Origin of the sequence: Pseudomonas sp. FSL L8-0168 (assembly GCF_037976155.1) — a bacterium.
GTDB classification, from domain to species: Bacteria; Pseudomonadota; Gammaproteobacteria; order Pseudomonadales; family Pseudomonadaceae; genus Aquipseudomonas; species Aquipseudomonas paracarnis.
Genome location: NZ_CP150262.1, coordinates 4,613,339 through 4,627,724, shown reverse-complemented (window position 1 = coordinate 4,627,724; position 14,386 = coordinate 4,613,339). Strand labels below are relative to the sequence as shown.

At 62.1% G+C, this 14,386-nt stretch carries 10 protein-coding genes; 2 read left to right on the top strand and 8 right to left on the bottom strand.

All coding sequences use genetic code 11. From position 1 onward, the window contains the following. Positions 1–71 precede the first annotated feature (71 nt). The 4 genes from MHH62_RS21240 to MHH62_RS21225 are packed head-to-tail and all read right to left on the bottom strand — an operon-like array spanning position 72 to position 3,985. The gene (locus tag MHH62_RS21240; protein WP_014720143.1) at positions 72–1,037 is read right to left on the bottom strand and encodes a lysylphosphatidylglycerol synthase domain-containing protein; all 966 of its coding nucleotides are present in this window, start codon (positions 1,035–1,037) and stop codon (positions 72–74) included. Beyond that, positions 1,027–2,289 carry a cardiolipin synthase ClsB gene (gene clsB / locus MHH62_RS21235; RefSeq protein ID WP_060764016.1) on the bottom strand — a complete coding sequence of 421 codons (1,263 nt, stop codon included), beginning with the start codon at positions 2,287–2,289 and terminating at the stop codon, positions 1,027–1,029. The genes MHH62_RS21240 and clsB overlap by 11 nt, the downstream gene beginning before the upstream one ends. Continuing rightward, positions 2,286–3,062: an endonuclease/exonuclease/phosphatase family protein gene (locus MHH62_RS21230; protein ID WP_014720141.1), complete on the bottom strand. Its 777-nt coding sequence runs from the start codon at positions 3,060–3,062 to the stop codon at positions 2,286–2,288. Before MHH62_RS21230 ends, clsB begins: the two co-directional genes overlap by 4 nt. Beyond that, the gene (locus MHH62_RS21225) at positions 3,059–3,985 is read right to left on the bottom strand and encodes a DUF72 domain-containing protein (protein ID WP_032904136.1); all 927 of its coding nucleotides are present in this window, start codon (positions 3,983–3,985) and stop codon (positions 3,059–3,061) included. The genes MHH62_RS21230 and MHH62_RS21225 overlap by 4 nt, the downstream gene beginning before the upstream one ends. Before the next feature lie 188 nt (positions 3,986–4,173). On the opposite strand from MHH62_RS21225, the gene MHH62_RS21220 reads away from it, so the two are divergent. Further along, positions 4,174–6,267 carry a mechanosensitive ion channel domain-containing protein gene (locus MHH62_RS21220; RefSeq protein WP_019818870.1) on the top strand — a complete coding sequence of 698 codons (2,094 nt, stop codon included), beginning with the start codon at positions 4,174–4,176 and terminating at the stop codon, positions 6,265–6,267. Between the two features lie 11 nt (positions 6,268–6,278). Here the strand turns inward: MHH62_RS21220 and MHH62_RS21215 are convergent, their stop codons facing one another. After that, complete coding sequence (locus MHH62_RS21215; RefSeq protein ID WP_339231842.1) at positions 6,279–10,526, bottom strand: DEAD/DEAH box helicase; 4,248 nt, start codon at positions 10,524–10,526, stop codon at positions 6,279–6,281. Between the two features lie 166 nt (positions 10,527–10,692). Here MHH62_RS21215 and MHH62_RS21210 point away from each other — a divergent pair, with 166 nt between their 5' ends. Further along, positions 10,693–11,577, top strand: coding sequence for a sugar nucleotide-binding protein (locus MHH62_RS21210; protein ID WP_072435451.1), 885 nt, complete (start codon positions 10,693–10,695; stop codon positions 11,575–11,577). A 164-nt stretch (positions 11,578–11,741) separates the two neighbouring features. On the opposite strand, the gene MHH62_RS21205 is transcribed toward MHH62_RS21210, so the two are convergent. From MHH62_RS21205 to MHH62_RS21195, 3 genes are all read right to left on the bottom strand, one after another. After that, a complete protein-coding gene (locus MHH62_RS21205) occupies positions 11,742–12,440 on the bottom strand; it encodes an OmpW family outer membrane protein (RefSeq protein ID WP_014720136.1) in 699 nt (232 codons plus the stop codon). A 147-nt stretch (positions 12,441–12,587) separates the two neighbouring features. Then, a complete protein-coding gene (locus tag MHH62_RS21200; RefSeq protein WP_020302441.1) occupies positions 12,588–13,109 on the bottom strand; it encodes a DUF3299 domain-containing protein in 522 nt (173 codons plus the stop codon). An 11-nt stretch (positions 13,110–13,120) separates the two neighbouring features. Continuing rightward, positions 13,121–14,386, bottom strand: a complete 1,266-nt coding sequence (locus MHH62_RS21195; protein ID WP_014720134.1) for an ABC transporter permease — start codon at positions 14,384–14,386, stop codon at positions 13,121–13,123.

Here is a 14,386-nt window from a genome sequence, read left to right as displayed (position 1 = left end):
ACCTGGGAATGCATTCCCCTGTGGGAGCCGGGCTTGCCCGCGATAGCGATTCCACCGTCACCACCGTCTCATCAGGCAGTTTTCTTAACCCGCAACGCCTTGGCCTTGGCCTCCACCCCCAAATACATCACCAGTGCAATCAACAACGGGCAGATAAAATAAATCGCCCGGTACGCGATCAGCCCGGCCAGCAAACTCCCCCGCGACGCCTCATGCTGCAACAGCGCAATGAACACCGCCTCCAAAACCCCCAAGCCGGCGGGAATATGGGTGACCACCCCGGCAATTGCGCTGATCAACAGCACCCCCAGCACTAGGGGGTAATCCAGTTTGGCGGGCAACAAGGCAAATATCACCGCCGCCATCAACGACCAGTTCAACGCACCCAGGGCCAGTTGCAAACAGGCCATACGCAGCGACGGCAAGTTGATCTCGATACCGCGGATCGACCACGCGCGCTTTTTCGAAAACCGGCACGCCGCCAGGTAGCCCAGGCTCGCGAGCACCAACAACCCCCCGACCCCTTGCAAGGCGCCGCTGCTGAGCTTCCAGCCCGGCGGCAGGGTCACCAACCCGCTGCTGAACACCACCCCGGCCAACGCCATATAGCCAAACCAATTGGTGGCCAGGCTCAGGCCGAGGATCTTGGCGATATTGCTGGTGCTCACGCCCAGGCGCGAATACAGCCGATACCGCATGGCGATGCCACCGACCCAGGCGCTGAGGTTGAGGTTGAACGCGTAGCTGATGAAACCCACCGGCAATATCTGCTTCCAACGCAACGGCTGGCGAATGTAGGTGCGGCCGATCAAGTCGAAGCAGGCATAGACGATAAAACTGCACAGCGTCAGCGCGCCGGCGATGAACAATGTGCGCAGCTTGAACTCGCTCAGGGTCTGGAACACTTCGCTCCAGTCAATGCGCCGGGCCAGCAGGGTAAACAACACGATCAGCAGCACGAAGAACGCGATCGTCAGCGGTTTCTTCCAGCGCTTGAACCCAGAGGCTTGCGCTTGGGGGCGGGCTTCAGACGTCATGGGGCGTGGCCTCAAAAGGTTTCAAGCGCGGTTTGTGGGCCGGTAACCAACTGGCCAGTACCGGGAAATGGCGCATCACATGAAACACCAGGAAACCCACGGTCAAGCGCCAGAGCCACAGACGTGGCTTGCGCTTTTCCGGCATGGTCTGGCAATGATTTCGGGCCAGGGCTTCCAGGCGTTCGTAGAGCTGCTGATTGAAAGCCCGGTCGCGAATCAGCACATTGGCTTCCAGGTTTAATGCCAGGCTCAGTGGGTCCAGGTTGCTCGAACCGACGGTGCTCCATTCGTCATCCACCAGCGCCACCTTGCCGTGCAGCGGGCGTTGGCAGTATTCGTGAATCACCACGCCATCCTTGAGCAAGTAGTCATAGAGCATGCGCGCAGCGAGTTTCGCCAACAGCACGTCCGGCTGGCCTTGCATGATCAACTGCACGTGCACGCCACGGCGCGCCGCGTTGCGGATCTCGCGAAGCAGGCGATAGCCGGGGAAGAAATACGCGTTGGCGATCACCACGCGCCGCCGAGCCTGGCTCAAGGCGTGGATATACGCGTCTTCGATATCGTCACGATGCTGAATGTTATCGCGATAAATCAGGCGCACCAGGCCGTCGCCTGGCTCGCTCGTCCAGGGCGAAGGCCGTTGCTGGCGCCGTCGCCAACCGCGACGGCTGCGCACTTGGCGGCCACTTTGGGCGAGGGCGAAATGGTGCAGGTCGGCCACAGCCGGGCCGATCACCTGTACTGAGTAATCCTGCTTGGCTTCGGGGCCGAAATCCGCCAAGTGGTCAGCAGAAAAATTGATCCCGCCGATAAACGCCACGCGGGCATCCACCACGACAATCTTGCGGTGCAGGCGGCGAAACCAGTTAGTGCGTATGCCGAAGGTCTTGGGCGCCGGGTCGAACATCTGCACCATCACCCCGGCTTCGGCCAACTCCCGCAGGAAGCCCGGGCTCAGCTCGCCGCAACCAAAACCGTCGAGGCTGACCACCACCTTTACCCCACGCTTGGCCGCCTCGATGAGGATGCTGTGCAGCTCAAAGCCGACCTTGTCTTCAAAGAGGATGAAGGTCTCCAGCAGGATCTCGCGCTCTGCCGCCCGCAAAGCCTCGAACACAGCGGGAAAGTACGCCTCGCCGTTCTCCAGCAACGCCACCTGGTTGCCGCTCTGCCAGCCGTAATCCAGATCCCGCGCTTTGCTGTCATCTGGCGGTTGGTCTGTGGCGATATGGTCTACCGCGACGTTCATAGCTCAACCTCCACCGACAGCGGCACATGGTCTGAGAGATGGGACCAAGGGCGAGTGGTGAGTACGCGCGGGTTGTGCACCGTCAAGTTACGCACATAAATGCGGTCCAGCGGCAGCAACGGCAGGCGTGCCGGGAAGGTGCGCGCCGGTTTGCCAAGGGTGTGCATGAACACTTCCTGCAAACCGCTTTCGCTCAGGTCGGCTTTTTGCCGCCAGTCGTTGAAATCGCCAGCGACCACCAACGGCGCATCGGCCGGAATCTCGCTGATACGTTGTTCCAGCAACCGCAATTGTTGTTGGCGATGCACCTCGCGCAAGCCCAGGTGGATGCAGATCGCGTGCACCTGCTGGCCGCTGCCCGGCAGGCGCAACACGCAATGCAGCAGGCCGCGGTTTTCATGGCCGCTTTGCGAAATGTCGAGGTTGTCGTAGCGGATGATCTGGAATTTCGACAGCAGTGCATTGCCATGGTCGCCATGGGGGTACACCGCATTGCGCCCATAGGCAAACTGCGGCCAGATGCTGTCGGCCAGGAACTCATACTGCGGCATTTTTGGCCAGTCGCTGTAGCGCTGGGGATGGCGTTCGTGAGTGCCATGGATCTCCTGCAAGAACACCATGTCGGCGCCCACGCTGCGCACCGCTTCACGCAGTTCGGGCAAGATGAAGCGGCGATTCAATGCGGTGAAACCCTTGTGGATATTGACCGTCAGCACCGTGAAACGGGTGATGGCGGTGGTCGGCGGGGTGGGGATCAGCTCTGGATGCGTCATGGCAATACTCCTGGTTCCGGCAGTCGGCCAGGCTCGGTGAGCAGGTGTTCGTCCAGTCCGAAGCGTTGCAGCAATTGGCGTGCATCGAAGGGGGCGCGAACTTTGATGTCGTTGTCGAAAAAACAGAACACATCGCGCTGTTTACGCCTGCGGGGTGTGTGGTGCGGGTCGACCAGGTGTGCATCGGCAGGCTGCTTGCCCTGGGCCCAGCGTTCGATGCGGTCACCCCAGCGCTGGAGCGCTTCGGCGCTATAACCGCTGGCATATAGCTGCTTATCGCCGTGCAAGCGCAGGTACATGAAGTTGGCGGTCACGTCTTCCATGTACGGCCACTTGCCTGCGGTGTCCGCGACCACCAGGGCCACTCCGTGTTTATCCAGCATCTGGATGAACTCCGGTACGGCAAAACTCTTGTTGCGAATCTCCACGGCATGGCGCAAAGGTTTCTTGGCATAGGCCTTCATGCTCGCCTTGCCGTTCAGGCGTGGCTCATGCTGGCGGGCGAGGGCGGCCGCCTGTTGGGTATCGGTGGGTAATTGGGCCAGGAAGGTTTCGAACAGCGTGGCGTCAAATTTGAAGCTGGGCGGAAACTGCCAGAGGATGGGGCCGAGTTTTTCTTTGAGTTCGAGCACCCCGGAAGCGAAGAAATTCGCCATCGGCTTGTGCACGTCCCGCAGGCGCAGGATATGCGTGATGAAACGGGGCGCCTTGACACTGAACAGGAAACCTTCGGGCGTATCGGCATACCACTCGGCGTAGCGCTTGGGGGTTTGCAACGCATAGAACGAGCCGTTGATTTCGATGCTGTTGACGGCGCGTGACGCAAACTGCAACTCGCGTTTCTGGGTCAGCCCTTCGGGGTAAAAGTCCCCGCGCCAGGGCGTGTAGCGCCAGCCGGAAATGCCGATGTGAATCGCCGCCATGTGTGCTCCCGTGGATGGTGGGTGAGGTGACCTCCGTTATGGGATGACTGCGCTGTTTGGCTGAAAGTTTCCACATTCCTACAGGCGGTACAGGGGGTGAAATGTGGGAGGGGCATTGCAAACGCAGGGAACGATAAGGGCCCAAGCTCGTCAGTTCCTTACAGACCCTGCTGAAGGAGCTTGCTGTTTTGCTGAATCCAAAGACTGCATTACTGCTCGTCGCGCTGCTGCTCTGCGGCAATGGCGCCCTGCAAGCCGCGGCAACGGCGCCCGCTGCCGAAACGCCGGCCAAGCCGGAACTGCTGGTAGAAGGCGGGCTGCTCGGGGCCATCAGTTCAAGCATCGACGACGTGCAGAACAAGCTCGACCTCGACCAGAACCTCATCGACGCCTGGCGCCTGCGTGCTGATCGCGCCGCGGACGAAGTAGGGCGCCTGGTAGACCAGACAGCCGCACGCTCGCCGTGGAGCGTGGCGGGCGATTTCCTGCTGTTGTCTGGGGTGTGGGTCGGTGCCTTTGCGGTCTTGACGATACTTGGGCGCCTGGTTGTGCAACGCTCGAGCCGCCGCCCATTCCTCGCGCGGCGCCAACGGCTGCAAGGCTTGCTGGGCTATGTAGTTCCCTACACGATTCCAGCGCTGATCTGCCTGCCGCTGACCCTTTATGTCAGTCACTTTTTACCCACGTCTGTCGGCCGAGCCCTGGCACTGTGTTTTGCCTACGCCACCAGTAGTGGCATCTTTTCCACCTCGCTGTTGCTGTGCGTCATTGTCATGTTCAACGTCGGCCACAAGCGGCCTGCCGTGCGGATCATTCGTGACTATTGCCCCAAGCCTCTATTCCTGATCGGCTTTCTCGCGGCCCTCAGCGATGCGCTGACCAGCCCGCAAATCGCTCGTCAGTTGGGCGGCAATATCACCAGCAGCATCGCCGTGTTTACCGGCTTGTTTGCCGCGGTCATCTTTGGCGTGCTGGTGGTACGCCTGCGGCGGCCGGTGGCCCATTTGATCCGCAATCGGCCGTTGGCCCAGCGTCTCAAACATCCAGCATTGCAACAGTCGCTGCGGGTGTTTTCCGGGCTCTGGTACTGGCCGATTCTGTTGATGGTGCTGGTGTCGGCGGTCAACCTGATTGGTGCCGGTGACGACAACCAAGAGGCCCTGCGCTGCGCGTTGCTCACCACCTTGTTACTGATCGGCACGGTGTTTCTCAGCACCGTGCTGCAACACCTGTTCAAGTCCCGCAGCCAGGTATCGATCCAACGCAGCAGCGCCTACAAGGAACGCTTCCTGAGTTTGCTGCACGCGATTTTGCGTATCGTCATGGCCATCGCGTTTATCGAGATACTCGGGCGTATCTGGGGCGTTTCGCTGTTCGAATTCGCCCAGCGCAACTCGGTGGGCCGGGCCATCAGTGATTCCCTCAGCAGTATCGGCCTGATCCTGTTGGTGACATGGCTGTTCTGGGTGGTGCTCGACACCGCGATTCAGGAAGCCCTCAAACCACCGGTGAATAAACGCTCCAGTCGCCAGCCCAGCACCCGGGTCAAAACCATCCTGCCGCTGCTGCGCAATGCAGTGAAGATCATCCTGGTGGTGATCTGCGCGATTACCACCATGGCCAACCTGGGCATCAATGTCGCGCCATTGCTGGCGGGCGCCGGGGTGGTGGGACTGGCGATCGGTTTCGGTTCCCAGCAATTGGTGCAGGACGTGATTACTGGCCTGTTCATCATCATCGAAGACACCCTGTCCATCGGCGATTGGGTGGTGCTCGACTCTGGTCACGCCGGCACCGTGGAGGGCCTGACCATCCGCACCCTGCGCCTGCGTGACGGCAAGGGGTTTGTGCATTCGGTGCCGTTCGGGCAGATCAAGGCGGTCACCAACCAGTCGCGTCAATTCGCCTATGCCTTCTTCTCAGTGCAGTTCACTTACGACACCGACGTGGACAGGGCCGTGGAGCTGATCCGCGAGGCCGGCCAGTCGATCCGCGACGACGTGTTCCTCAAGTACAACCTGCAAGGGCCGCTTGAAGTATTTGGCGTGGACAAGATGGACCTCAATGGCGTGGTGCTCACCGCGCAGTTCCGCACGGTTTCGGGTGGCCAATACGCAGTCAGCCGGGCGTTTAATCAGCGCTTGAAAAAGCTTGTGGATAACTGTGATGAGGTGCATTTTGCGCAAACTTATCCACAGCAGGTGTTGTTGCCTAAGCGTGTGGCGCAGGAGCATGAGCAGGATGCGGTGGTGTTGACGGAGCAGCCCAGGTCTCAATCATGAGGCCCTCAAGGTCAGCGCCTGATCAACTTCTGCTGTACCGCCTGCTGATCCACCTCCAACAAAACCTGCTGCTTGCCCCCTACCATCACCGCCGCCGGCACCCCATCACGGTACACAACCCGGTTACCGCTTACCGCTGGCACCTTGGCTCCCGGCAACAGCGTGCCGACAAGATTCAACGGATCCGCCCCACACACCGCAATTAAACTCCCGTCATGGGGCCGTCGCCGCACCTCGCGCAGCAACGGTATCGCCTCCGGCAATGCAAACTGCTCTCCCGCCAACCCACTGACAAACCGCCCGCCACGGATCTCGCCTCGCGCCTCCAACCGATGGAAAGTGCGCAGCAACTCGCGCCAATTCGGTAACCAATCCGCCTCGCGCTCCAGCAGCCGCCAGAACACCACGCCATAGCGGCGCAGCAGGGTCATCGCCACATGCTCCAGGGTCTCGGCCGTATGCGCGCCGGCGGCGGTCGCCGAGCGGCGAACCAAGGCCCAACGCCCGGCGTCGTCCATACCCCCGACAAACGCCCCGCGCCCACGTCGACTGCTGCGCGCCTGGCGTTTGCTGGCGGGGGTGGTCAAGGCGCGCAGGCCGGCGAAGCTGTCAGCATTCACCAAGCCGGCGCCTACCAATTCCTGCAAGGCTGTCTCCAGCTCGCTGCGCAGCAAATGGGCCTCATGTACCAGTTCATCGAAAAACAGCGCGCCATGCTCGCGCAGGGCCAGGTGGACCTTCTGCGTCTTGGGCGACAAGGTGGTGCTGTCGGTAGGCTCGGTCAGCCCGCTCCACAACGCTACCTGGCTACGGGGGAGCAAAACCACCGGGGTGCTGCGCAACGCCATGGCGCCGGCCTTGTTGCTCAGGCGCGTCCAGACCAGCTTGCCGCTGCGGCACAGGTCATCGAGCCAGGTCGATGAGTAATCCTTGATGCGGGCGCTGAGCAGGTCTGTGTCCCAGGCTGACGTGGCGGCGGCATAGCCTTCGAACTGGCCGACGATTTGCGGCAACACGGCGCTGCCCTGGCCGCGTGTGCTGTCGGACAGGTGCTGCCAATCGAACAGAAAGCGCATGAAATCCTGCAATGCCACCGGCTCGATTTCCCGGCGCAGGCGCTTGACCGTGTAGCGATGAATGCGCGCGAGCAAATGACGTTCGCACCATTGTTCTTCACCCACGCCGGGGCTGAAGTGACCGCGCAGCACGTAGCCTTCTTGTTCCAGGCGTGCCAGGGCCTGGGTAAGCGCCACCACCGGTAATGCCAGGGGCGCTGCGATCTCGACCAGGGTCAGTGGGCCGAAACCACTGAGGCGCGCACGCAGCACTTCCACCAGCGCTTCATCAAAGGACCAGGGCTCATCGAACCCCGGCAGCAACGGCAGATCGTTGGGATACAGCGCCTGCAAACAATTCAAGCGCTCTACGGCGACCCACATTCCGTTGGGCAACTGATAGGCCCGCCCGGCCTTGCGCAGTGCCTGCAACCATTGGGCCCATTGCGGCGTAACTTCGCCCGCTGCGATGCACGCCAGGCTCATCAACGCTTCATGCATTTCATCCAGGCCATTGGGCGCCGGCCAGGCTTCTTCGCGTACACCGGCGATGGCGTCGGCATCCAGGGCGCCCAAGTCGTCAGTGCTCTGCGGGTCGCTCCAGCGGCGGTTGAGCACGGCCTGGGTGCGGCGCTCTTCCAGGGGGGCGTCGTCGAGGAAGGTATAGGGTTTAGCGCTGAGGATTTCTGCGGCCATGGGCGAGGGCGCGGGCAGGTCGCGGCTGATCAACCGCACGTCGCCGCGTTCCATGCGCCGCAGCAGCGCCAGCCAGGCGTCGCTGTCCATGGCCTCGTGCAGGCAGTCGTCGAGGGTTTGCTCCACCAGCGGGTGGTTGGGGATTTCGCGTTCGCCGGCGAGGTTTTCCAGGCAGGCGATCTGGTCGGGAAATACGCTGGCGATCAGGTCTTCGCTCTTCATGCGCTGGATCTGCGGCGCCACCTTGCGCCCGCCGGTATAACGCGGCAGCGCCAGGGCCACGCCGGCATTCCAGCGCCAGCGCACACCGAACAGTGGCGCATCCAGCACGGCCTGGATCAGGATGTGCTCGGCACTGTTGCTGTTGAGGTAACGCCACACCTCATCCAGCGCGAAGCTGTGGCTGGTGGACAACGACAGCACGATGGCATTTTCACTGGCCGCCGCTTGCAGCTCGAAATTGAAGGTACGGCAAAAGCGCTTGCGCAAGGCCAGGCCCCAGGCGCGGTTGATGCGGCTGCCAAACGGCGTGTGGATGATCAGTTGGGTGCCGCCGGACGTATCGAAAAACCGTTCCATGATCAATGTGTCCTGGGACGGCAAGGCGCTCAGGGCCTGGCGCGACCGGGCGAGGTAATCCAACAGTTGGTCGGCGCTGGCGACATTGAGACCCAGGGTGCCGGTAAGCCAGTCGAGGGCCGGTTGCAGGTCGCCGGGCGTGGCGCCGAGCAAGCTGTCCAATTGCCCTTGCAAGCGGGCCACGGCCACCGATAACTCGTTGCTGCGCCCGGGGGCTTCACCCAACCAGAACGGAATGGTCGGGGGTTGGCCCTGGGCATCTTCGACCCGCACCTTGCCGGCTTCGACCCGTAGGATGCGATAGGAGGTATTGCCGAGCTGGAAGATATCCCCGGCGATGCTTTCCACCGCAAAGTCTTCGTTGACGCTGCCGATATTCAGGCTTTGCGGCTCCAGCAACACGCTGTAGTCGGCATTGTCGGGGATCGTGCCGCCGCTGGTTACCGCCGTGAGCCTGGCGCCACGGCGGCCGCGCAGGGTGTGGGCCACGGCGTCGCGGTGCAGGTAGGCGCTGCGCATGCCCTGGCGGCCGTTGTAGCCCTCGCTGAGCATCTGCAAAAGGGCCTGGTAGTGGCGTTCATCCAGTTCGGCGTAAGGCGCGGCGCGGTGGATAAGCGCCAGCAGCGCCTGTTCCGGCCATTCCTGGGCGCTGACCTCGGCGATGATCTGCTGGGCGAGTACATCGAGCGGTGCCACCGGAATATGCAAGGTATCCAGCTCGCCACGGCGCACGCAGTCGAGCAGCGCGGCGCACTCGATCAGGTCGTCGCGGGTGGTGGCAAACAGGCGCCCCTTGGGCGTGCCGCCGACCTGGTGCCCGGAACGGCCGACCCGTTGCAGGAAGCCGTTGATGGAACCGGGTGAGCCGATCTGGCACACCAGGTCCACTTCGCCGATATCAATCCCCAGCTCCAGGGACGCCGTGGCGATCAACACTTGCAGTTCGCCGGCCTTGAGGCGCTGTTCGGCGTCCAGGCGCATCTCCTTGGCCAGACTGCCGTGGTGAGCGGCCACGGCGGTCTTGCCCAGGCGCTCGCTCAAGTGCCGGGCCAGGCGTTCGGCCAGGCGCCGGGTGTTGACGAATACCAGGGTGGTGCGGTGTTCACGGGCCAATTGCGCGAGGCGATCGTAGACCAACTCCCACACGTCGTTGGCCATCACCGCCGAGAGCGGCACCGGCGGCACTTCGATCGCCAGGTCACGGGGGCGGGCGTGGCCGATATCCACAATGGCGCAATCACGTTCGGTGCCGACTAAAAAGCGCGCGACGGCTTCGATGGGTTTTTGCGTGGCCGACAAGCCGATACGGGTCAATGGCTCGGCACACAGCCCTTGCAGGCGCTCCAGGCTCAAGGCCAAGTGGCTGCCGCGCTTGCCAGCGGCGATGGCGTGGATCTCATCGACGATCACCGTACGTGTGCTGGCGAGCATGTGCCGGCCGGAATCCGAGCCGAGCAGCACGTAGAGCGATTCAGGAGTGGTTACCAGGATATGCGGTGCGCGTTTGCGCATCTGGGCGCGGTCTTTTTGCGGGGTGTCGCCGGTGCGCACAGCGGTGCGGATTACCAGCGGCGGCAGCCCCCGCTTCTCTAGATGTTCGGTAATGCCGGCCAGCGGGTTTTGCAGGTTGATCTGGATATCGTTGGATAGCGCCTTGAGCGGCGACACATACACCACCAGGGTTTGGTCCGGCAGTTCGCCGCCGTTGGCCAGGCCTTGGTGCACCAGGTCGTCTAGCACTGCCAGGAAGGCCGTCAGCGTCTTGCCGGAGCCGGTGGGCGCGGCGATCAGCGTCGAGCGGCGCTGGCGGATCAACGGCCACGCCTGGGCCTGGGCGTTGGTCACCGAAGGAAAGGTACTACGGAACCAAGTGCTGACGGCGGGGTGAAAGCCGTGCAAACCCTTGTCCGTTGATTCGGGAAGGTTCATTCACCCTATATGCAACCGGCGGGGCCAAGTTGCAACCCCGCACTTTATCCGTGACGGTTGCGCTACAAACCCGCAAAATGCAACGATTCTGGCAACTACCTACGGCAAGGCGCATACGCCTGTCGATAATAACCATCGTTCCAAACAGACCGGGCCTGCTCAATCTATGCGAATGCGCCTTATGTTACTGGGCGGCGGGAATGCCCTCGGGCAGGCGCTGATTCGCCTCGGTGCGGAGGAAGACATCGGTTTCCTCGCCCCCAAACCGCCCCAAGACGGCTGGGATGCCGCAAGCCTCACCCAATTGCTCGACGACACCCGTCCCGATGCGTTGATCAACCTCGCCTACTATTTCGACTGGTTCCAGGCCGAAGCCGTAAGCGAAACCCGCCTGGCCGGCCAGGAATTCGCCATCGAGCGCCTGGCCGAACTGTGCCAGCACCACAGCATCACCCTGCTGCAACCGTCCAGCTATCGTGTGTTCGATGGCTCCCGCGCCACGGCCTACAGCGAGAAAGACGAGCCGGTGCCCCTGGGCCTGCGCGGCCAGGCGTTGTGGCGTATCGAACAAAGCGTGCGCGCTACGTGCCCGCAGCATGTGCTGCTGCGGTTTGGCTGGCTGCTCGATGACAGCGTCGACGGCACCCTCGGGCGTTTCCTGGCCCGGGCCGAGAAACCCGATGAGTTACTGATGGCGGACGACCGGCGCGGCAATCCGACGCCGGTGGACGATGCGGCGCGGGTGATCATCTCGGTGCTCAAGCAACTCGATTGCGCCGCGCCGCTGTGGGGCACTTACCATTACGCCGGCCACGAGGCGACTACCCCGCTGGCGCTGGGGCAGGCGATTCTGACTGAAGCGCGCAACTTCCATCCGTTGGCCATCGAGTCCCCCACCGCCCAGGCCCACGCGGCGCGGCCGGACGCGGCAGAAGAACCGCAGCACGCGGTGTTGGCCTGCAAGAAAATCCTGCATACCTTCGGCATCAAGCCCAGGGCATGGCGGGCAGGCTTGCCGGCGCTTCTGGATCGCTTCTACCGCCATAGCTGACACCCCAAAACCAAAAGTGGGAGGGGACTTATGTGGGAGCTGGCTTGCCTGCGATAGCATCACCTGGGTATCACTGATACACCGTGGTGTCTGCATCGCGGGCAAGCCCGGCTCCCACATAAGCCCCCTCCCACTTGGGTTATGCGGTGTGGCGTAAACGGGACTTAGAACTTGTAGCCGATACCCACCATGTAAACCATCGGGTCTACATCCACATTGACCTTGGCCCGAGTGCCCTGGCCCAGCGCGTTGTTATCCACAGTCGCCTTGGTGCTGATGTCGATGTAGCGCGCCTGGGCGTTGATCATCCACTTGTCGTTGATCATGTAGTCGGCGCCGATCTGTGCAGCCCAACCCCAGGAGTTCTCGGCCTTGAAGTTGCTGAAGCCGGCCTGTTCGGCGCGGCTGCCCACGTGCTCGTCGTAGATCCAGGTGTAGTTGATACCGGCGCCCACATACGGCTGGAACGCGGACTTGTGGTCCAGCGGGTAGTACACGACGCTCAAGGTCGGCGGCAGGTGTTTCAGCGTGCCGAGCTTGCCGTTGGCGGCGCCGAGGGCGGTGTTCTTGATCTTCACGTCATGCTCGAATGGCGTGGCCGCAAGCAATTCGATGCCGACGTGGTCGGTGATCATGTAGGCGAAGTTCAAGCCCAATTGGGTGTCGCTGCTCATGGTCGCCTTGCCGCCCAGGTTGGTACCGGCCAATGGGCCCTGGTCAACCTTGACGCTGCTGCTGTCGGCCTTCGGGTTCACGGTAATTGCACCGGCGCGAACCAGAATATCGCCCGCCTGGTGAGCGTGGGCGACGGGGGCGACGAGGGCGAGCGCGAAGAGGGACGCGCCGAGCAGAGACTTGTTCATGGGAGCTCCAAAGGACGTTTAAAAGTTGTACGTCCAATGGTAAAGATCGTTCCGTTCGGTCTTTTGACTCAGCTCAATGAAAGGGTGATCAGTCACTTTCGGCACTGATCAAAACCTGTGGGAGCTTCAGTGTGTTGCTGGTGGGGGTTATTCCTCCAGCTCGTACATATAAATCTTCTGGGCATCCATCTGGTAACCGGCATCGGCCAATTCGCTGGACGATGGCTTGACCTGCATCGCGCCTTCGATCCAGTACGGTTGATACAGCTCATCGAGCTTCACCCCCACCTCGCTTTTCACATGCACGATCTGGTTCGACGGCGGTGGCGGCACATGGATACAGGCGCCGAAATACGGCACCAGCAGAAACTCCGTGGTGCGGCCTTCTTCGCTGACTTCCAGCGGCACGATATACCCCGGCAAGCGAATGTGCTGGCCGTCCAGGCTCTGCACTACCGGCGCGTTGGGCAGGTCCTGCTTGGCTGCGGGCGCGGCCTCGACGGACAAGGCATCGGCCATGTTCGACAGGTCGTGCAGCGGCTTCATATTGGGCACTTCCGGCGGCGCATCCGGCGGGATCATCTCCTGCCAGGACAAATCCTTGGGCTGTTCATCCGCCCACACCGGAACGGCCGTCAGCAGCAACAGGGCAAACAGGGCACGACGCATCGGAGCCTTCCTCATAAACGGATGGACAGGCCATCGGCCAAAGATTGTCGATAGGCGCGCCACGCGGGCACGCTGCCCATCAACAGGGCGGCTGCCAGGATACCGGCGAGCAACGTCCATTCATATTCGCTCGGCCACGACATCGGCAGGTCCAGGCCGTAGTTGGCCTGCAAATAACCCCGTGATGCGGCTATGCACAGGTACAGCAACCCCAGGCCCGCCAACACGCCAGACAAGGCCAGGGCGAAGGCTTCGAAGATCAGCAGCGTTGCGATGTGCCAAGGCCGCGCACCCACCGACCGCAGGATCGCCATCTCGCGGCGACGCTCGTTAAGGCTGGTGAGGATCGCCGTGAGCATGCCGATCAAACCGGTCAGCACCACAAACAGCGAAATCACGAACAAGGCTTTTTCGGCGGTGCCCATCATGCTCCACAGCTCTTGCAACGCCACGCCTGGCAGGATCGCCAGCATTGGCTCGCCACGGAATTCATTGATCTCTCTTTGCAAGGCAAAGGTGGAAATCTTGTTGTTCAGGCCGAGCATGAACGCGGTAATGGCTTGCGGCGTCAGGTCCATATTGCGCGCCTGGTCGGCACTGATGCGGCCTTTGCCCTGGGCCGGCACGCCGTTGTGCCAGTCGATATGAATCGCTTCCATGCCGCCGAGGCTGATATGCAGCGTGCGGTCCACCGGCGTGCCGGTGCGCTTGAGAATGCCCACCACCGTAAACGGCTTGTCGTCATGCTTGACCAGGCTGACCACCGCCACGCCGTGGGCCAGCACCAGCTTGTCACCGAGTTTGTAATGCAGGGCGTCGGCCACTTCGGCGCCGAGCACCACTTCGAATGGGTCGGTGGCGAAGGCGCGGCCGCTGGCCAGCGCGAGGTTTTGCTTTCGCCCGTACTGGTAGTGCTCGAAATAGGATTCGTTGGTGCCCATCACCCGGTAGCCGCGATGTGAGTCGCCGAGGGAAATGGGAATCGCCCATTTCACTTGAGGGCTGGCGGCGAAGTGCTCGTAGCTGTCCCAACGGATGTTGTTGGTAGCGTTGCCGATGCGGAACACCGAGTACAGCAGCAGGTTGACCGAGCCGGAGCGGGCACCGACGATCAGGTCGGTACCGCTGATGGTGCTGGCGAAACTGTTGCGCGCCTCGACGCGCACACGCTCCACCGCGAGCAGCAAGCAGACGGAAAGCGCGATGGCAAACGCAGTGAGGATCGCGGTGAAGCGGCGGTTAGCCAGACTGGCCATGGCTAGACGGAACAGATACAT